Source organism: Ruegeria sp. CE6 (assembly GCF_056537485.1).
In genome coordinates, this window is the sequence record NZ_JBQFRR010000002.1 from 550,121 (window position 1) to 569,568 (window position 19,448).

General features: G+C 55.1%; 20 protein-coding genes and 1 tRNA gene. 15 read left to right on the forward strand and 6 right to left on the reverse strand.

Going from position 1 to position 19,448, the window contains the following annotated elements; genetic code table 11:
• Positions 1-106: 106 nt before the first annotated feature.
• The 3 genes from alaS to ACR0DK_RS11180 all read left to right on the forward strand — a co-directional run bounded on the left by alaS (position 107) and on the right by ACR0DK_RS11180 (position 4,048).
• Positions 107-2,779 (forward strand): alanine--tRNA ligase, encoded by a 2,673-nt coding sequence (gene alaS / locus ACR0DK_RS11170; RefSeq protein ID WP_480736625.1) that lies wholly within the window; start codon positions 107-109, stop codon positions 2,777-2,779.
• A gap of 1 nt (position 2,780) precedes the next feature.
• Entirely contained in the window at positions 2,781-3,068 is a 288-nt protein-coding gene (locus ACR0DK_RS11175) for a DUF1330 domain-containing protein (protein WP_170393026.1), read from the forward strand.
• Positions 3,069-3,427: 359 nt separating this feature from the next.
• Positions 3,428-4,048: a transglutaminase-like cysteine peptidase gene (locus ACR0DK_RS11180; protein WP_480601538.1), complete on the forward strand. Its 621-nt coding sequence runs from the start codon at positions 3,428-3,430 to the stop codon at positions 4,046-4,048.
• A 101-nt stretch (positions 4,049-4,149) separates the two neighbouring features.
• Here the strand turns inward: ACR0DK_RS11180 and ACR0DK_RS11185 are convergent, their stop codons facing one another.
• The 3 genes from ACR0DK_RS11185 to ACR0DK_RS11195 form a co-directional block, all read right to left on the reverse strand.
• Positions 4,150-4,998: a hypothetical protein gene (locus ACR0DK_RS11185; RefSeq protein WP_223118028.1), complete on the reverse strand. Its 849-nt coding sequence runs from the start codon at positions 4,996-4,998 to the stop codon at positions 4,150-4,152.
• A 273-nt stretch (positions 4,999-5,271) separates the two neighbouring features.
• Entirely contained in the window at positions 5,272-7,089 is a 1,818-nt protein-coding gene (typA, locus tag ACR0DK_RS11190; protein ID WP_170595576.1) for a translational GTPase TypA, read from the reverse strand.
• 76 nt (positions 7,090-7,165) lie between these two features.
• On the reverse strand, positions 7,166-7,501 hold the full coding sequence (locus tag ACR0DK_RS11195) for a DMT family transporter (RefSeq protein WP_480453698.1): 336 nt from the start codon (positions 7,499-7,501) through the stop codon (positions 7,166-7,168).
• Between the two features lie 186 nt (positions 7,502-7,687).
• Between ACR0DK_RS11195 and ACR0DK_RS11200 the strand changes: the two genes are divergently transcribed.
• On the forward strand, positions 7,688-7,819 hold the full coding sequence (locus tag ACR0DK_RS11200) for a hypothetical protein (RefSeq protein WP_255612097.1): 132 nt from the start codon (positions 7,688-7,690) through the stop codon (positions 7,817-7,819).
• Positions 7,820-7,891: 72 nt separating this feature from the next.
• Here the strand turns inward: ACR0DK_RS11200 and ACR0DK_RS11205 are convergent, their stop codons facing one another.
• Both ACR0DK_RS11205 and ACR0DK_RS11210 read right to left on the reverse strand, forming a co-directional pair.
• Positions 7,892-8,137 (reverse strand): hypothetical protein, encoded by a 246-nt coding sequence (locus ACR0DK_RS11205; RefSeq protein ID WP_170393030.1) that lies wholly within the window; start codon positions 8,135-8,137, stop codon positions 7,892-7,894.
• On the reverse strand, positions 8,137-8,790 hold the full coding sequence (locus ACR0DK_RS11210) for an alpha/beta hydrolase (protein WP_008758207.1): 654 nt from the start codon (positions 8,788-8,790) through the stop codon (positions 8,137-8,139). The genes ACR0DK_RS11205 and ACR0DK_RS11210 overlap by 1 nt, the downstream gene beginning before the upstream one ends.
• 178 nt (positions 8,791-8,968) lie before the next feature.
• On the opposite strand from ACR0DK_RS11210, the gene iscR reads away from it, so the two are divergent.
• The 10 genes from iscR (at position 8,969) to ACR0DK_RS11260 (ending at position 16,770) form a co-directional block, all read left to right on the forward strand.
• Positions 8,969-9,427 carry a Fe-S cluster assembly transcriptional regulator IscR gene (gene iscR, locus ACR0DK_RS11215; RefSeq protein WP_170393031.1) on the forward strand — a complete coding sequence of 153 codons (459 nt, stop codon included), beginning with the start codon at positions 8,969-8,971 and terminating at the stop codon, positions 9,425-9,427.
• Between the two features lie 54 nt (positions 9,428-9,481).
• On the forward strand, positions 9,482-10,525 hold the full coding sequence (locus ACR0DK_RS11220) for a cysteine desulfurase family protein (protein WP_480736164.1): 1,044 nt from the start codon (positions 9,482-9,484) through the stop codon (positions 10,523-10,525).
• Positions 10,526-10,543: 18 nt separating this feature from the next.
• Positions 10,544-12,064 carry a Fe-S cluster assembly protein SufB gene (gene sufB, locus ACR0DK_RS11225; RefSeq protein WP_170393033.1) on the forward strand — a complete coding sequence of 507 codons (1,521 nt, stop codon included), beginning with the start codon at positions 10,544-10,546 and terminating at the stop codon, positions 12,062-12,064.
• Positions 12,064-12,267: a hypothetical protein gene (locus tag ACR0DK_RS11230; RefSeq protein ID WP_170405842.1), complete on the forward strand. Its 204-nt coding sequence runs from the start codon at positions 12,064-12,066 to the stop codon at positions 12,265-12,267. Before sufB ends, ACR0DK_RS11230 begins: the two co-directional genes overlap by 1 nt.
• Positions 12,268-12,318: 51 nt before the next feature.
• Positions 12,319-13,074 (forward strand): Fe-S cluster assembly ATPase SufC, encoded by a 756-nt coding sequence (gene sufC, locus ACR0DK_RS11235; RefSeq protein ID WP_170393035.1) that lies wholly within the window; start codon positions 12,319-12,321, stop codon positions 13,072-13,074.
• Complete coding sequence (sufD, locus tag ACR0DK_RS11240) at positions 13,074-14,354, forward strand: Fe-S cluster assembly protein SufD (protein ID WP_480736167.1); 1,281 nt, start codon at positions 13,074-13,076, stop codon at positions 14,352-14,354. Before sufC ends, sufD begins: the two co-directional genes overlap by 1 nt.
• Complete coding sequence (locus ACR0DK_RS11245; protein WP_170393037.1) at positions 14,354-14,839, forward strand: YIP1 family protein; 486 nt, start codon at positions 14,354-14,356, stop codon at positions 14,837-14,839. Before sufD ends, ACR0DK_RS11245 begins: the two co-directional genes overlap by 1 nt.
• On the forward strand, positions 14,836-15,402 hold the full coding sequence (locus ACR0DK_RS11250) for a Yip1 family protein (protein ID WP_170393038.1): 567 nt from the start codon (positions 14,836-14,838) through the stop codon (positions 15,400-15,402). Before ACR0DK_RS11245 ends, ACR0DK_RS11250 begins: the two co-directional genes overlap by 4 nt.
• A gap of 13 nt (positions 15,403-15,415) precedes the next feature.
• On the forward strand, positions 15,416-16,636 hold the full coding sequence (locus ACR0DK_RS11255; RefSeq protein WP_170562686.1) for a cysteine desulfurase: 1,221 nt from the start codon (positions 15,416-15,418) through the stop codon (positions 16,634-16,636).
• 57 nt (positions 16,637-16,693) lie between these two features.
• Positions 16,694-16,770, forward strand: a tRNA-Arg gene (locus ACR0DK_RS11260).
• 128 nt (positions 16,771-16,898) lie between these two features.
• On the opposite strand, the gene mepK is transcribed toward ACR0DK_RS11260, so the two are convergent.
• Positions 16,899-17,468, reverse strand: coding sequence for a peptidoglycan L,D-endopeptidase MepK (mepK, locus tag ACR0DK_RS11265; RefSeq protein WP_170509840.1), 570 nt, complete (start codon positions 17,466-17,468; stop codon positions 16,899-16,901).
• Positions 17,469-17,813: 345 nt separating this feature from the next.
• On the opposite strand from mepK, the gene ACR0DK_RS11270 reads away from it, so the two are divergent.
• Positions 17,814-19,415, forward strand: coding sequence for a L,D-transpeptidase family protein (locus tag ACR0DK_RS11270; protein WP_223118031.1), 1,602 nt, complete (start codon positions 17,814-17,816; stop codon positions 19,413-19,415).
• The last annotated feature ends 33 nt before the right edge of the window (positions 19,416-19,448 follow it).

Here is a 19,448-nt window from a genome sequence, read left to right on the forward strand (position 1 = left end):
CTCGGGGCCGCCTTGTTTCGTTTCGGATGGGCCAATGCTGTGGACACTCTCGGGGGGTGGGGCTAAACCTTTGCTGACCATAACGACTGCGCGCCGAGAGAGCCTTATGCCAACGCTGAACGACATTCGATCTACCTTCCTGAACTACTTTGCCAAGCAGGGGCACGAAGTGGTTGCGTCCAGTCCGCTGGTTCCGCGCAATGATCCGACACTGATGTTCGTCAACTCGGGTATGGTTCAGTTCAAGAATCTGTTTACTGGCGTCGAAACCCGCGACTACAGCCGTGCTACCACTGCACAGAAATGCGTGCGTGCAGGCGGCAAACATAACGATCTGGACAATGTGGGCTATACCGCTCGCCACCATACGTTCTTTGAAATGCTGGGGAATTTCTCATTCGGGGATTACTTTAAGCATGAGGCGATACCGTTCGCTTGGGAACTGATCACCAAAGAGTTTGGTATCGATAAGAACCGTCTGTTGGCCACTGTCTATCACACCGATGATGAGGCATTTGAAATCTGGAAAAAGGTTGGTGTCCCTGAAGACCGGATCATCCGCATCGCTACCAATGACAATTTCTGGCAAATGGGCCCTACCGGCCCCTGCGGCCCGTGCACCGAGATTTTCTATGACCACGGTGATCACATCTGGGGTGGGCCTCCGGGTTCGGCTGAGGAAGATGGTGATCGGTTCATCGAAATCTGGAACATTGTTTTCATGCAGAACGAGCAGTTCGAAGACGGCTCGATGGTCGAACTCGACATGCAGTCGATCGACACCGGCATGGGATTGGAACGCATTGGTGCGTTGCTGCAAGGCAGCCACGACAATTATGACACCGATCTGTTCAAAACGCTGATCGAAGCCTCTGCGGATGCGACCGGTGTTGATCCTTATGGGGATCAAAACGTGCATCATCGCGTGATTGCGGACCACTTGCGTTCAACTTCGTTCCTGATCGCGGATGGTGTGATGCCGTCAAACGATGGGCGAGGGTATGTTCTGCGCCGTATCATGCGCCGCGCGATGCGCCATGCGCATCTGTTGGGGGCCAAAGATCCGGTGATGCACCGCCTGGTACCCACGCTGGTGCAATTGATGGGTGCGCAATATTCAGAGCTTGGTCAGGCGCAGCCACTGATCGAAGAGACACTGCTGCTTGAGGAAACTCGGTTCAAGCAAACTTTGGATCGCGGTCTGAAGCTGTTGGATGAGGAAGTCTCGGGCTTACCTGAAGGCGATCCACTACCCGGAGACGCGGCGTTCAAACTGTATGATACCTATGGTTTCCCGCTTGATCTGACGCAGGATGCGCTGCGCGAGAAAGGTCGAACCGTCGACACCGATGGATTTGACGTGGCCATGGCCGAACAAAAAGCCAAGGCTCGCGCGGCGTGGGCCGGGTCTGGCGAATCTGCCGATCAGGTGGTTTGGTTCGATGTGCTGGATGCGGCCGGTGCGACCGATTTCCTTGGCTACGATACTGAAAAGGCCGAAGGGCAGGTCGCTGCGTTGGTGGTCGATGGTGTATTGGTCGACAAGATCGAGAAGGGTGGTACCGGCTGGGTCGTAGTCAACCAGACACCGTTCTATGGCGAGGCCGGCGGCCAGGTCGGCGACACTGGTGAAATTCGCAGGTTGGATGAGCGCGACGATATCGCCCGCGTTGAAGACACCAGAAAGTTTGCTGATGGCAAAGTCTATGCTCACAAGGTCACGATTGATCATGGGGCGATCTCAAAAGGTGACGCAGTTGAGCTGGAAGTCGATCACGCGCGCCGCACGGCCATTCGTGCCAACCACTCCGCGACGCACCTTCTGCATGAAGCTCTGCGCGAGACATTGGGTGACCACGTGGCGCAGCGCGGGTCGCTCAACGCATCAGATCGTTTGCGGTTCGATTTCAGCCATTCCAAGGCTCTGACACCGGAAGAAGTGCAGAAAGTTGAGCGAGAGGTGAACGCATTCATCCGCCAAAACTCAACCGTGGAAACCAGGATTATGACACCTGATGACGCCCGTGAACTGGGTGCTCAAGCTCTGTTCGGTGAGAAATACGGGGATGAGGTGCGCGTGGTTTCGATGGGCAAAGCACCCACCGGCAAAGGCCAGGATGGCGAAACTTGGTCGATTGAACTGTGTGGCGGTACCCATGTGCGCCAGACCGGTGATATCGGAACCTTCGTCGTGTTGGGCGACAGTGCCAGCAGCGCGGGCGTGCGGCGGATCGAGGCTTTGACCGGTGATGACGCGTTTAAGTATCTGTCGAAACAGGACCATCGCCTTTCAGCGATTGCGCTTGAGTTGAAAGCCCAGCCGGATGACGTTGTGGCGCGTGTTAAGACTCTGCTGGATGAGCGTAAGTCGCTGCAAAACGAAGTTGCGCAGTTGCGCCGTGATCTGGCCATGGCCGGAGGCGCGGGGCAGGGCGGTGGAGCGGAAGCGCGCGATGTGAACGGCGTTGCGTTCTTTGCGCAGTCGCTCTCGGGTGTGTCCGGAAAGGACCTGCCTGCATTGATTGATGAGCACAAAAGCCGTTTGGGTACGGGCGCAGTATTATTGATTGCTGATACCGGCGGCAAAGCGGCTGTCGCAGCGGGTGTCACTTCGGACCTGACAGACACGGTATCTGCGGTGGATCTGGTCCGCGCGGCGGTGACTGAACTTGGCGGCAAGGGCGGTGGTGGACGGCCTGACATGGCACAGGGTGGGGGCAAGGATGCCTCAAATGCAGAGGCTGCAATCAAGGCGGCTGAACAGGTTTTGGGAGGATAAGATGCCAGCACTTTGGATCGCACACGTCACTGTGACAGACGCCGATGCTTATGGAAAATACGCCGAGCTTGCAGGGCCGGCAATTGCGGCGCATGGGGGTGAATTCATCGCCCGCGCGGCACGTTACGTGCAGTTAGAGGGCAAAGAGCGACCACGCAATGTGGTCGCCCGCTTCCCAACCGTCGAGGCTGCGGTAGAGTGCTACAATTCTCCTGCATATCAGCAGGCATTGGATCATGCCCGTGGCGCCAGCGAGCGAGAGCTGGTGGTCGTTGAAATTACCGACTGAGAATCAGGCTAAATCTACCTTCGCATGAAAATTGCAAATTCTGCCCGGCCCAGAGCCGTGCGACCTGCCATGCATTTTAGCGTGGGCGGCTCTTCACGATCGCTCTGAATTTATACACATTATTACAATGGGTTGTGCGTACTTCCTGTTGGTTTTGAACATATTTTTCTGTCCGATTGTGGCACTTCGCGCCACTTTTTTGCGCGGAAATGGTCACGAAAAGTGACGAATTTCCGCCGTTTTTTCCGCTCAATCTCGGATTTGATTGCGTGACAACCACGGTTTACGGATATGGTCCGGTATACAGATGGGTTCTGATCCACGCAGTTTGCAGGGATTAATAGGACTCGAGGGACAGCATGAAATTCTTTGGTACGACCATAGATGCCCACTTAAAGAGCGCTGCCAAGCTTGGCGGGCTGTTTGGTTTGGCTATCCTGATTAACGGTTCGCTGTTGTTTGGGACTGAAGCATCGGCGAAAGATGCCGCGTTTATCCCAAGTATCGCTGCCTCGCCACCACCCTCGGGTGCGCGTCAGCTTTGCGGTAAATATTCCTGGGCATGTGCGCAAAAAGGTATCGGTTCCTTATCTACCAGCCAAGAATTGAAGCTTGTCAAAGAGATCAACCGCCGCGTTAATCGATCCACGCGAGAGGTCACGGATCAGTCGCAATACAAAACCAGTGAACTTTGGGCGCTTCCAACGTCGCGCGGTGGTGACTGCGAAGATTTTGCGCTTCTAAAGAAAAGAGATTTGATCCAGGCTGGTTTCGACCCTCGTAAACTACTGCTCGCGACAGTGTTGGATACGCGCAGAAACTCTCATGCTGTTTTGGTCTATCGGTCAAGCGACGGCGATCTGGTTCTGGATAATTTGACCAATCAGATCAAGCCTTGGAAGGCGACGCGCTATCTGTTCCTGAGGATGCAAGATCCTAAGCAGCCCGCCAGATGGCTGGGAGTTTATGGAAAAAGCTGAGTTCTTCGACCTCAACTAGAGTGGGCGGGTGCATCTGCACGCCGCCCATCCGCTATTCTCGTCAGTGGCGCTATGGTCGCGCACAACCCTGATCGAAGGAATTAATGACCGCGATCATCCTCTTTTTCGCGCTCAGCTCTGCGTTCTTGGGATTTGGCCCTGTCTTTGACCCGTTTGGCTTCGGCTATTGACAGTTTTCCCAAACGCTCTTGCGACTGCCGGGCACTTTCCCGGTACATCTTGGCGTTAGCGGCATGTTGTTGTGCGTAGGCACGTTGCTCATTAGCCCAAGCTTGGCTTTCTTTGGCCCACCCAGCAAACAGTCGCGCTTGTTCCCTTGCCTGCTTCGCACCCTTTTTATCGCCAGCGTCACGTAGTTGCTTGGCTTTTTCAGAATAGTCTTTAGCCGTTTGCCGGTGCTGCTTGATTGTCTTTCTTTTATCTTTGACTCTTTCCCTGTATTCCCTTGCCTTTTCACGCTCTTCTTTCGCCTTTTTCCTGTTTTCCTTTGCCTTTTTTCTTTCTTCCTTAGCTTTTTCGTCGTCGCCGTTTGGCTTCTCAGGCGTATCGGGCGTGTCAGGCGTATCAGGCGTATCGGGTGTGACCGGGGTATCAGGCCTATCGCGCTCGGTTCTTTCGTCTGAGGCACCGTCACCCGTGCGCTGCGGGTTAATGCCGATGCTCGCCGTAGGCAAGTCAGTCAAAACAGCTGCAAATCTCGGGCAATCAAGAATTGTACGCTCCAGGATCGACTCGAAGTCGGCGCGCCGTTGGATGTAACGGAGCATGCCTGAAGTAACCACGTCGCAGGCACAAAGAGTGTTCGACGAAACAGACTGTTTGGCCGTGCTCACTGTGCAAGTACCAGCCGCCTGAGCGGAATTTCCGAAGATGAAGGGTAAGATTGCGGAAGCAAAAGCAATCGATAACAGTTTGGATTTGATGCGCATCGCACGCTCCTTAAGCACTCGTTAACTAAATTGCCGTATACTCAAACGGCGTCACACTTTGAACACAAAGTCCTCTTTCTATCGCCTATTTTCAAGCAAACTTTCTGTTGGATTTCTGTGATCCAGCTCACTCAAACACGATTAATCCATAAAAAACAAAAAGAAGACCTGCTGTTGCACCAGGTCTTCTTTTTCTGTGTTGTTTCTAGCCTGACGCAAAAATGTCACGAATGTGGCAATGTTTCCAAAACGTGAACAAGTTCACAGCATTGATCAGGCTGATTTTGACATTCGTTTACGCTCGTGCGGATCCAGATAACGTTTGCGAAGCCGGATCGCATTGGGTGTAACCTCGACCAGTTCATCGTCGTCGATATAGGCGATTGCCTCTTCAAGCGAGAACTGAATATGAGGGGTCAGCCTTACTGCGTCGTCCGAGCCGCTGGCACGCACGTTTGTCAGCTTCTTACCTTTCAGCGGATTCACTTCCAGATCGTTGTCTCGCGAATGCTCTCCGATCACCATGCCCTGATAGACATCAGTTTGCGGGCCAACGAACATGCGGCCACGCTCTTCCAAATTCCAAAGCGCATAGGCAACCGCCTGGCCGTTTTCCATCGAGATCAGAACACCTGCGCGTCGGCCGGGGATCTGTCCTTTATGGGCCGCCCAGCCGTGGAAGACACGGTTCAAGACACCAGTTCCACGTGTGTCGGTCAGGAACTCTCCGTGATAGCCGATCAGGCCACGAGACGGCACGTGGGCGATGATCCGGGTCTTGCCTGCCCCTGCAGGGCGCATTTCAGCCAGTTCACCTTTGCGCGCACCCGTGATTTTCTCGATCACCGCGCCAGAATATTCATCATCCACATCGATCGTGACTTCTTCGATAGGTTCAAGGCGCTGGCCGTCCTCCTCGCGGAACAAAACCTGTGGGCGAGAGATGCTAAGCTCGAATCCTTCGCGACGCATGTTTTCGATCAGAACACCCATCTGCAATTCGCCGCGACCAGCAACCTCGAAGGCTTCGCCGCCGGGCGTGTCGCTGATGCGGATGGCTACGTTCGATTCGGCTTCTTTCATCAGGCGATCACGAATGACCCGAGACTGAACCTTTTTGCCGTCACGACCGGCCAGCGGGGAATCGTTTATGCCGAAGGTCACTGTGATGGTTGGCGGATCGATAGGCTGGGCAGGTAGGGCCTCTTCGACTTGCGGTGATACAAGGGAATCTGCCACGGTGGCTTTGCTCATACCCGCAATCGTGACAATGTCGCCTGCTTCAGCGACGTCAATGGGTTGTTGAGCTAATCCACGGAATGCAAGGATTTTCGACGCGCGGAAGCTTTCAATCTGGGTGCCATCTCGGCTGAGTGCCTTGAGGCTGTCACCTGCTTTCAGAGTTCCACTTTCCACACGACCGGTCAGAATGCGACCGATGAATGGATCGCTGCCCAAAGTGGTGGCGAGCATCCTGAACGGTTCGTCCTTTTTCTCGATCTGCTTGGGGGCGGGGACGTGATCAACGATCAGATCGAACAGGGCGGTCAAGTCCTTGCGCGGACCGTCAAGCTCCATATCGGCCCAGCCGGACCGGCCCGAAGCATACATGGCCGGGAAGTCCAGCTGATCGTCATCGGCGCCCAAGTTGGCGAAAAGGTCGAAACATTCGTCCAGCGCGCGATCAGGCTCGGCATCGGGTTTGTCGACCTTGTTCAGCACGACAATCGGGCGCAGGCCCAAAGCCAACGCCTTTGAGGTCACGAATTTGGTTTGCGGCATCGGGCCTTCGGCGGCGTCGACCAGCAGTACAACGCCGTCGACCATGCTGAGAATACGTTCGACTTCCCCACCGAAATCAGCGTGGCCGGGGGTGTCGACGATGTTAATGCGGGTATCCTTCCACTCAACGCTGGTGGCTTTGGCCAGGATGGTAATGCCGCGTTCGCGTTCCAGGTCGTTGCTGTCCATGGCGCGTTCTGCCACGGCCTGGTTTTCCCGGAACGCGCCGGATTGTTTGAGCAGCTCATCCACCAGGGTCGTCTTGCCGTGGTCCACGTGAGCGATGATTGCGATGTTGCGCAGGTCCATGAGAGGTCAGCCTTTGAACGGGAAGTTGCCGCGCGCATAACGCGGCGCGACAAAATATACCAGCCCTAACCGGCGGTCAGTGGCCCGCTGTAGCTGAAAACAGGTGGATGATCAGAATGCCGCTCAAAATCATGCCCAAACCCAAGACTGCGGGCCAATCGAGTTTTTGGCCAAAAACCAGAAATCCAATCAGTGCGATCAGGGCAATTCCAAGGCCCGACCAGATTGCATAGACAATGCCCACAGGCATGACCTTTAACGTGAGGGCCATAAGATAAAAGGCCGACCCATAGCCAACCACGACAAGAGCCGACGGCCAAAATCGCGTAAACTGATGGCTAGCCTGCAACGCAGTCGTGCCGATGGTTTCCGCGATAACAGCCAACATTAGGATTAGGTAGGTCTTTGGCACGAGCGATGCCTCTCTGAATTATCGCGAAAGGTTGAGCATACTTGCGATCATTTGGGCAAGGGGATTCAGATGCAGATGATCAAAACCCTAACTTTACCAAAGGTCAGGTAAACCCGACTATTCGGGCTTTTGCATTCGTGCTAAACACTCGATTGTTTTTAGTGTGTTTTTAATGAGTTTGATAAGATGACGACTTTTGCAAAATCGGTCATTATCGCTTCGGTTTTGATTGTGGCGTTGGGGTGGCTTGCAGACGGGGGGTCCGTCGACATTGATGCAGCCCAGAATGTTGAGCGGTTCACAGGTTTTCCGGTTTAGGCGCCCACCGAGCGATATCCTCGAAAAGGAGCTTTCGGGCTCCTTTTCTTTTCTTCAGACGCTAAGCAATCTTTACTGCTTTTCGATCGCTTTCAGCTTGGATCGATGTTCAGACAGTCTTTTCACCACGAATTGCCGCGCCTTGCGTTCCGCCAGCCTAACCCGGATTTCGGTCAAGAACGCTTCTTCCAGAGATTGCGAGGCTGCACCGAGAACGTCTCCAACCTCCACAAAGAATCGATCCTCGCCTGTCTCGTCCATAACCTTCATCGTGTCCTCGGCCAATCTGGCGGCGAGGGTAGTGATGGTATCGGACATCAGCGCGTATTCTCTGTCAGGCGGCGTTTCACGTAATCCGTCACATCTGTCATCAGCGTGTCCATGTGGCGGTCTTGGAAGAAGTGATCGGCACCTTCCACCTCATTATGGGTGATGGTGATACCCTTTTGTTCATGCAGCTTTCCGACCAGAGACGCAGTGTCTGCAGGTGGTGCCACACGGTCCGCCAATCCGTTGATGATCAAGCCAGAAGACGGGCAGGGTGCCAGGAACGAAAAGTCGTACATGTTTGCGGGCGGCGATACACTGATGAAGCCAGTGATCTCGGGGCGGCGCATCAGAAGCTGCATTCCGATCCATGCACCGAACGAGAACCCAGCGACCCAGCAATGCTTGGAGTTGTTGTTCATCGACTGAAGGTAATCCAGCGCTGATGCTGCATCGCTCAGCTCACCTACACCCTGGTCATACTCACCCTGGCTGCGACCAACGCCGCGAAAGTTAAAACGCAGAACCGTGAAGCCCATGTTGTAAAAGGCGTAATGCAGGTTATAGACCACCTTGTTGTTCATGGTCCCGCCAAATTGTGGATGCGGGTGAAGCACGATAGCGATCGGTGCGTCTTTTTCCTTTTGCGGGTGGTAGCGGCCTTCCAGGCGGCCTTCGGGTCCGGGAAAAATCACCTCGGGCATGTGTGCTTTGGTCCTGTTTTTTGACGCGTCGGCCCCGAGATTAACTTGACGGTAATCCTCAGGTACCTTAGAACGGTTCTAATTACATTGTGTCGCGTGAAAACGCTGTCAGTGGGAGATACGCACTGGCTCGGGCGACGTCAATGTTTTCGCGCAGTTCTTGCCTGAAGGAAACAAAATGAAGCTGTCGACCAAAGGCCGCTATGCGATGGTTGCGCTGGCGGATATCGCCCTTCAGTCCTCGGACAAACTTGTCACGTTGGGCGAGATTTCCGAACGTCAGGATATTTCACTACCGTATTTGGAGCAGCTTTTCGTGAAACTGCGCCGAGCTGATCTGGTCAGTTCAGTACGCGGACCGGGTGGGGGCTATCGCCTGGCGCGACCTGCCTCGGAAATCCGTGTGGTCGAGATACTGGCCGCGGTTGATGAGACGGTGGATGCGATGCACAAGGGGGCAGGTGCCTCGGGCGCGTCTTCGGGCAGCCGGGCGCAGTCACTGACCAATCGGTTGTGGGAAAGCCTGAGCGCGAATGTTTACGTATTCCTGCATCAAACGCGGCTGTCGGATGTAATTCGGAATGATCTTGCACCGTGTCCCGCTGTTCCTAGCTTGTTCGCAGTCGTGGACGATTGATCTGATGACGTTTTTCTGTGTTCCGCCAAAACCCATCTTGGAAAAGATATATCTATGAAACGGGTTTATCTCGACCATAACGCAACCTCCGCTCTGAGGCCCAAGGCCCGCGATGCAATGATCGCGGCGATGGATTTGGTGGGCAATCCGTCTTCGGTCCATGCCGAAGGGCGCGCCGCAAAAGCGGTGGTCGAGAAAGCGCGGGCTCAAATCGCAACAGCGTTTGGGGCCGATGGTGCCGACATCGTGTTTACATCCGGCGCGACTGAGGCAGCGGCTTTGGCCATGGCGGGGCGCGATCTTCAAGGTGCAGCGATTGAACATGACGCGGTAAGAGCTTGGATTAATGAGGTTCTGCCTGTCTCCCAAGGCGGTTACGTTGACGTGCCGGACGCTTCCCGATCCACGCTGCAACTGGCCAATTCGGAAACTGGAATTGTTCAAACTTTGCCTGCCGGTCTTGCGGTCACCGACGCGACTCAGGCTTTTGGTAAGTTGCCGATAGCCTTCAACTGGCTGGGGGCTGAGATGGCGCTGATTTCAGCCCACAAACTTGGCGGGCCAAAAGGGATCGGGGCGTTGGTGATGAAACGCGGCACCGATCTTGCTGCGCAAATCAAGGGCGGCGGGCAGGAGATGGGGCGTCGCTCGGGCACAGAAAATGTTGTTGGAATCGCGGGGTTCGGAGCAGCAGCTGAAGCCGCATCCCGTGATTTAGCAAATGGCGTTTGGGAAAACGTTGCAGAACTTAGAAATATTCTAGAAAACGCTCTTGAGGCTGGTACGAAAGCTACTATTTTTGTCGGGAAAGACCAAGGGCGACTCCCCAACACTCTGTGCTTCGCTACACCGGGCTGGAAGGGTGAGACCCAGGTCATGCAGATGGATTTGTCGGGATTTGCGATCAGCGCAGGCTCGGCCTGTTCCAGCGGCAAGGTTCGCGCAAGCGCCGTACTGACGGCCATGGGATTTGATGAGATGACGGCCTCCAGCGCAATCCGCGTATCGCTGGGGCCAGAGACGGCAGAAGAAGATGTGCTGCGTTTCGCGGAAACGTGGCTTGAAAAAGAGCAAAAGCATCGCGCGCGGGCCGCGTGATCTGACGGAGGGTGAATTATGGCCGCTTTGGACCAGACCCAGGTGAAAGAGGGTGTCGATCAGGAAACCGTAGACGCGGTTCGCGAGGTCAGCACTTATAAATACGGCTGGGAAACTGATATCGAGATGGAGTATGCGCCAAAAGGCGTGAATCCCGATATCGTTCGTCTGATCTCGGACAAAAATGATGAACCTGAGTGGATGACCGAATGGCGTCTGGCCGCGTTCGAGCGCTGGACCCAGATGGAAGAGCCTAAATGGGCGATGGTGCACTACCCGCCGATCGACTTTCAGGACCAGTATTATTATGCCCGTCCGAAATCGATGGAAGATAAACCCAAATCCCTGGATGAGGTCGATCCCAAGCTTCTGGCGACTTACGAAAAGCTGGGTATCCCTTTGAAAGAACAGATGATCCTGGCAGGTGTCGAGGGCGCTGAGAATGCACCGGCAGAAGGCCGTAAGGTTGCTGTTGATGCAGTATTTGACTCGGTTTCGGTCGGGACGACTTTTCAGGAAGAGTTGAAGAAAGCCGGCGTTATCTTCTGCTCGATTTCCGAGGCGATCAAAGAGCATCCGGAACTCGTCAAGAAATACCTGGGGACGGTCGTTCCGGTCTCGGACAATTTCTATGCCACGCTCAACTCGGCTGTATTCTCGGATGGTTCATTCGTCTACGTCCCGCCCGGCGTGCGCTGCCCGATGGAACTGAGCACATATTTCCGCATCAATGCAGAAAATACCGGCCAGTTTGAGCGCACGCTGATCATCGCCGACAAGGGCTCTTACGTCTCGTATCTGGAAGGCTGCACCGCGCCCCAGCGCGACACCGCTCAGTTGCACGCGGCGGTTGTCGAGATCATCGTCGAAGAAGATGCCGAGGTGAAATACTCGACCGTTCAGAACTGGTTCCCCGGAGATGAGAATGGCAAGGGCGGGATCTACAACTTCGTGACCAAGCGCGCCGATTGTCGGGGTGATCGCTCCAAGGTGATGTGGACGCAGGTCGAAACCGGCTCAGCCGTAACCTGGAAATACCCGTCCTGCATCCTGCGTGGCGACGATAGCCAGGGTGAGTTCTACTCGATCGCGATCACGAACAACATGCAGCAGGCCGACACCGGCACCAAGATGGTTCATCTGGGCAAGAACACCAAGTCGCGGATCGTATCGAAAGGGATCAGCGCCGGTAAGGCGCAGAACACCTATCGTGGTCTGGTGTCGATGCATCCAAAGGCCAAGGATAGCCGCAACTATACGCAGTGCGACAGCTTGCTTATTGGCGACAAATGCGGGGCGCATACGGTTCCGTATATCGAGGTGAAGAACAACTCATCTCGGGTCGAGCACGAGGCGACGACATCAAAAGTGGATGACGATCAGCTGTTCTATTGCCGTCAGCGTGGCATGGACGAGGAAGAAGCCGTGGCCTTGGTCGTCAACGGGTTCTGCAAGGACGTTCTGCAGGCGCTGCCGATGGAATTTGCGATGGAAGCGCAACAGCTTGTGGCAATCAGCCTTGAGGGATCAGTCGGCTGATGACACCAAAACCCCAACAGCGAATCCGAAAGGACGATGTCCTGACCGTGCTTGGCTATGCGTTGCCGGTGCTCGGCGGCCTGTTGGGGGTTGCTTACGTCAATACCAAGTACATGGACTTCATAAACCCGGTTTGGGCAGTGGGCGCAGGCGCGTTGCTTGGATGGATCATCGCCCGCGTGATCCGCAAGGTGCTGGGATAAGAACTTATCGGGGTCGCAATGCGCCCCTTGCGAGATGCTAAAGGACAGAAAATGCTGGAAATCAATAACCTGCACGTCAAACTTGAGGAAGAAGACAAGCAAATTCTGAAAGGGGTCGACCTGACGGTCGAGCCTGGCAAGGTGCATGCGATCATGGGGCCCAATGGCTCGGGCAAATCAACGCTCAGCTACGTGTTGTCTGGTCGTGATGGCTATGAGGTGACCGAGGGCGGCGCGACGCTTGATGGCGAGGATCTGCTTGAGATGGAACCGGAAGAACGTGCAGCCGCAGGTGTGTTTCTGGCGTTCCAGTACCCGGTCGAGATTCCCGGTGTGGGCAACATGACCTTCCTGCGCACCGCCGTGAATGCGCAGCGCAAAGCACGTGGCGAGGAAGAGCTGTCGGCGACGGATTTTTTGAAAGAGGTTCGTGCCAAGGCCAAGGCTCTGAAAATCGACGCTGAAATGTTGAAACGTCCGGTCAATGTTGGCTTTTCGGGTGGTGAGAAGAAGCGCAACGAAATCCTGCAAATGGCGATGCTTGAGCCGAAGATGTGCATCCTGGATGAGACAGACTCGGGCCTTGACGTGGACGCGATGAAGCTGGTGGCCGAGGGTGTGAACGCCCTGCGCGATGAAGGGCGGGGTTTCCTTGTTATCACGCACTATCAGCGGCTTCTCGATCACATCAAACCTGACGTGGTTCACATCATGGCGGATGGTCGTATCGTGAAATCCGGTGGCCCCGAACTCGCGCTGGAAGTGGAGAACAACGGCTATGCCGACATTCTGGCCGAGGTGAACTGATGGCTTTGCCCCAAGCGAAACAAACGGCGACCGAGGAACGGCTGGCAGCGCTGACCATGCCGGATGCGGGATGCACACGCAAAGCGCGCGAAGCCGCAATTGCACGTGTACGCGCGATGGGTTTGCCCAGTCGTCGAGATGAATACTGGAAATATACCCGTCCAGACACTCTGGTCTCTGCGGAAGCTCCCAGTGCTGCTTTGTTCAAAACGGATGAACCGGCTCTGTTCCACGCGCTCGACCGACTGAAGATCGTTTTCATTGATGGCGTATTCAGCCCGGAAGAGTCTGATGATCTGTCTCTGGAGGGGGTAACGATCGATCGGCTGGAAGATATCTGTTGCAAAGATATCCATTGGGCCAAAGAGTTATACGGCGTTCTTGAAGCAAAAGGCCAAGATCCAGTGGCGCGTCCCTTGGCGGCGCTGAACACGGCCTATGCGTCAGATGGAGTTGCCATTCATGTATCCGGCAAGCCGAGCAAACCGATTAACCTGATTTATCGCCATGAATCTGAAACGTCGGATGCGATCCTGCATCACGTCGTTCGGGTTGAAAGCGGTGCCGAAGTCACGATCCTTGAAAACGGACCCGCAGCTTCGCGCTTCAACAAATGTATGGAGATCGATATCGCCGACAATGGCACACTGCATCACATCCGTGCGCAGGGCCGGGATCACCAACGTCGTGCGGCGACTCATATGTTCTCGCGGCTTGGTAAGGAATCCGTCTATAAGTCCTTCACGCTGACCGTGAACGGAGTTTTGACGCGAAACGAGCAAGTCGTCGAGCTGACCGGTGACGATGCGGTCGCACATGTGGCGGGTGCGTGCGTGGGCGATGGAGATTTTCACCACGACGATACGGTCTTTGTCACCCATGATGCGGTGAATTGCGAAAGCCGCCAAGTGTTTAAGAAAGTGTTGCGCAACGGTGCGACCGGTGTTTTTCAGGGCAAGATCCTTGTGAAGGAAGGTGCCCAGAAAACCGATGGTTACCAGATCAGCCAGTCGCTGCTTCTGGACGATGACAGTCAGTTCCTCGCCAAACCCGAGCTTGAGATTTACGCCGATGACGTGGCGTGTTCGCACGGTTCGACCTCGGGCGCCATTGATGAAACGGCTTTGTTCTACCTGCGCTCCCGTGGCGTCCCAACGGCAGAAGCAACCGACATGTTGACACTGGCCTTCCTGGCTGAAGCCGTTGATGAAATCGAGGACGAGGATCTGGCAGCTGATATCGTGTCCCGATTGCAAGATTGGCTGGCACGCCGACGCTGATGCCTGTCACAACTGATATCGTGGCCACGTATCGCGGACCGGGGCGTGTGGTGCGTCGGCTGCTTGATATGGGGCCGCGCGAAGATCGCGCATTGGCGTTTGTGATGGCGTTCTGTGTAATAGGCTTTATCGCGCAATTGCCCGGCCTTGCACGGAGGGCTCATCTGGAAGGGATAGAGCTGAACATGCTGATGGGCGGGGCCCTGTTGGGCTCGGTCTTTATTCTGCCATTGTGCTTTTATCTTCTTGCTTGGCTCACCCATTTTATCGCGCGGATGATGGGGGGCGTTGGCACCAGCTATGGCGCGCGGCTAGCCTTGTTCTGGGCGCTTCTCGCGTCAGCGCCTTTGGTGTTGCTGAATGGGCTGGTGTCCGGTTTCATCGGCCCCGGGTCAGCGCAAACACTTGTGGGGCTGTTATGGGTTGCGGTTTTTCTCTGGTTCTGGTTGTCGGGCCTCAAGCAATCGCAAAAGGCTGCTAAATGAATTCCACCGCACTGCTCAACCTGGTCGTTCTGACCCTGTCCAATCCAGCCGAAGCCGCAAGACGATTGCTCGCGTTGCGGCTGGGTACGGATGTACTGTGGCTCGCCTTTTCTCTTGCGGTGATCCTGAACGCTCTGGTCCAGTCTGCGTCCAGCTTCGTCCTGCCGCTTATCAGTCCGGATGTTCAGCAACTGGCTGAGCCACTATCGAGGACGCTTTTTGTTTCCGTTGCGGCAATCATGATCAGCGTCGTGACGTTCCTATTAGTGGGCCGCGTCCTGGGTGGAACGGGAACGTTCAATGACTTCATGACGCTGATTGTCTGGTTGCAAATCCTGCAAATTGCGGGGCAAGCAATCATTCTAGCGCTGGTTGCAGCGCTGCCGTTTCTATTCTTACCGGCCAGTCTGGCGATGCTGGGTCTTAGCCTTTACATCACCCTGCATTTTCTCAACGAGGCGCATCGATTTAAGTCGTTGGGAAAGTCGTTTGTTGTGATCCTGATCTCTGGTCTTGTGGCCGTCCCGTTTGTTCTTTGGCTGATCCCCGCCGGGTCTGTATAGGGAAGTCCTGTCTATGTATGACGTACAAAAAATCCGCGCAGATTTTCCGATCCTGTCACGTCAGGTCAACGGAAAGCCGCTGACTTATCTAGACAACGGGGCCTCCGCGCAGAAACCCCAGGTGGTGATCGACGCGATCACGCAGGCCTATGCGCACGAATATTCGAACGTGCATCGAGGGCTTCACTATCTGTCAAATCTCGCGACCGAGAAATATGAGGCCGTCCGTGGCACGGTTGCGCGGTTTCTGGGCGTATCAAACGAGAATGAGATTGTCCTGAATTCGGGTACGACCGAAGGAATCAATTTGGTCGCCTACGGTTGGGCAATGCCACGCCTGCAGGCGGGGGACGAGATTGTCCTCAGCGTGATGGAACATCACGCCAACATCGTGCCGTGGCACTTCCTGCGCGAACGGCAGGGCGTGGTGCTGAAATGGATCGACGTCGATGCGACCGGCCATCTTGACCCTCAGGCGGTAATCGACGCCATTGGCCCCAAGACAAAGCTGGTTGCGGTGACCCAGTGCTCGAACGTGCTGGGCTCTGTGGTTGATGTCAAAGCAATCACGCAAGCCGCCCACGTCAAAGGCGTTCCGGTTCTGGTGGATGGCAGCCAGGGCGCGGTTCATATGCCCGTCAATGTCGATGACATCGGATGTGACTTCTATGCCATCACGGGTCATAAACTGTACGGCCCATCCGGTTCTGGCGCAATTTTTATCAAATCGGACCGCATGGCTGAAATGCGCCCCTTTATTGGTGGCGGTGACATGATCAAAGAGGTTTCAAAAGATCAGGTGATCTACAACGATCCGCCAATGAAGTTCGAGGCCGGAACTCCCGGCATCGTGCAGACCATCGGGTTGGGTGTGGCGCTTGACTATATGATGGACCTTGGCATGGAGAGCATCGCATCGCATGAGGCCGGCTTGCGCGACTATGCGATGCAACGGTTGAATGGATTGAACTGGCTGCAGGTTCAAGGCACCACAGCGAACAAAGCCGCGATATTCAGCTTTACTTTGGATGGGGCAGGGCATGCCCATGATGTTTCAACCATTCTGGACAAAAAGGGTGTCGCCGTGCGCGCAGGCCACCACTGCGCCGGGCCGCTGATGGATCATTTGGGGGTCACTGCTACCTGTCGTGCCAGCTTTGGGCTTTATAACACGACGGATGAGGTCGACACCCTGATCGACGCGTTGGAGCTTGCCCACGATCTGTTTGCCTGATCGTACTGCGGATTTGCAGTTGCACCCGGATTGGAACGAGGGTAGCTAACGGCCAAGGCACCTGTAGCTCAGCTGGATAGAGCGCTGCCCTCCGAAGGCAGAGGCCAGAGGTTCGAATCCTCTCAGGTGCGCCATTTCACCCTTGCTAGTCGGCATATTACGCAGAACTGACGGTGCACGAACCTGTTTTTCCAGGCAAAACAAAACCCCCGCCAGAACTATCTGATGGGGGTTGTGCAACAGCGAAAGATGAAATGCTCGATTAGCCGCGCCACGAGCGGATGACACCGCAATCCATGTGAACGAAATTTGAACGATAGTACTGTCCAACGCCACCGGCACGACAGGCCATCGCTGCCTTGCCCATTTGCGAGACCGAGCGTGATGACAGTCGCAGATCAGCAGCCTGACCCTTCATATGAAGCGAATTCTTGGCGACACCCCGCGAGCGGCGGCGCAGCATTGCGTTGGTTTGCGGTGAGCGGTAACCCGACAGCAGCATGTATGGCTCGCTGACATCCAGAAGGTTATGAGTGGCCGCCATGATGTCGACGGTCCTCAGGTCCACGGACTTGACTTGATCGCTGCGCCAGTCGCGCATGAAGTGATTGACCTCTTTCACCGCGTCTTTGATGTATTTGCCATCAACCCAATAGACCATATCGATACGTTCACCGGTACGGCCGGAATACATGCGGATACGGCGAATATCACCTCCGCCGCGAAGGAAACCTGCTGCGTTGGAATATGTGGGGGCTGCAACAACTGCGGTTGCAGCGAATGCGCCCAATAGGGCACGCCGGGTCAGGCCCGAGGTACTGCTCTTGGTCATTTTTTGTTTCGTCCCGTACTGTTCCTGCCTGCACACGATGTTACGCGCGCCGTATTAATTTTTTCCCATCCCAGATGCGGGATTTATGGCACAGTAGGAATCAACAGCCAAGAAATCTTTGGTCGCAGCCAAATCTAGGGGGAAATTTCGGCAGTTTTTTGCGCAACTGATGCAAGTATGCTTGCTTTTGGCGCAGTTCGCGCGTCGGCGATGCAAACGCGCACCAGGGGTCAAAGAAGCGGTCTGGTGATGAATTTGTGAATAGACATCAGGCGCTCAGCAAAACATTATTTTCAGACGCCGCTTATAGGGCGTGACAAGTCATTGAAGAAACAGGGCCATCCTATGTCATTTGTTACCCGTGCTCGTTCAAGTGTTTTTATCGCCGCTTTCCTTGTGGCTTCGGCCTCAGTCGCGCAGGCGGGGACGGATGGCACAGCGTTTCAAATGGCCGTTGCGGAAAGTGTGTCCAACAGCCCGGCAATTGCTGAGTTTTATCGCACAAACGGGTTTGATCCGGTTTGGGTTGGCGATACGCCCGAACATGCTGCACGACGCAAAGCCCTGATCGAAGCGCTTTCGACGACCGATCTGCATGGATTGCCTGGGGCACGTTACGACGTCCAGACTTTGAAGACAAAGATGCAGGACGCGCGCAACACCCGTGATCTGGGCATGCTCGAGGCCGAGCTGACTCGGGTTTTTGTCAAATATGCCAGAGACTTGCATTCCGGTTCTGTAACGCCTTCGCAGATTGATCCCGGCCTAGTGCGGGCGGTGGAACGACGCAGCGCCGCAGAGCATCTTGAACTGCTCGTTTCCAGCCAGGGTGATACCTATTTCAGGGATATGATGCCTCAATCGCGCCAGTATCTTGCGCTGTTGAAACAGAAGAAGGCGCTGGAAGCGCTGATGACACAAGGTGGCTGGGGCGAGACCGTTCCTGTCTCCAAGCTTGAGCTTGGGGACACAGGGAACAGTGTCATCAGGCTGCGCAATCGACTTGTCGCGATGGGTTATCTGAAGCCTACTGCCAGCCCAAACTATGATGATGCGCTGTTTGCGGCGGTGCAATCCTTTCAGGCTGCTCATGGTCTTGAGGCGGATGGCGTAGCTGGCAAAGGCACTATTTCCGAGATCAATCGCCCAGTTTCAGACCGCTTGAAAGCTGTTTACGTTGCGCTTGAACGGGAGCGCTGGTTACCCAAAGACCGTGGTGAGCGGCATATTCTGGTGAATCTGGCCGATTTTTCTGCCAAGATCGTCGATGACGGGCAGGTCACGTTTGAGACTCGTGCCGTGATCGGCAAAAACACACATGATCGCCGAAGCCCAGAGTTCTCGGATGAGATGGAGCATATGGTGATCAACCCAAGTTGGTATGTGCCACGCTCGATCATCACGAAGGAATATCTGCCGCAATTACGGGCCAATCCAAATGCTGTCGGCCATATCCAGATCACCGACCGCCGTGGCCGTCAGGTTAATCGTGGAGCGGTTGACTTTACCCAGTTCACTGCGCGTAATTTCCCGTTTTCCATGCGTCAGCCCCCCAGCAAAAGCAACGCACTGGGGCTGGTGAAGTTCATGTTCCCTAATAAGTACAACATCTATCTGCATGATACGCCTCAGAAATCTCTGTTCGCACGCGAGGTTCGGGCATTCTCGCATGGATGCATCCGTTTGGCGCAACCGTTCGAGTTTGCCTATAAGCTGCTGGCCAAGCAGGAAGAGGATCCAAAGGCGTTTTTCCACCGCGTGCTGAACACGGGCAAAGAAACGAAGGTTGAACTGGATAAAAAAATTCCGGTGCATCTGATTTATCGCACGGCCTATATTGGCCCCAAAGGCGAGGTGCAGTATCGCCGCGACGTGTATGACCGGGATCGCAAGATCTGGGAAGCGCTGCAAAAGGCAGGGGTGGTCCTGCCGGACGTTCAAGGGTAATCACGAGGCAAATCCCGCCACGAGGACGCCCGA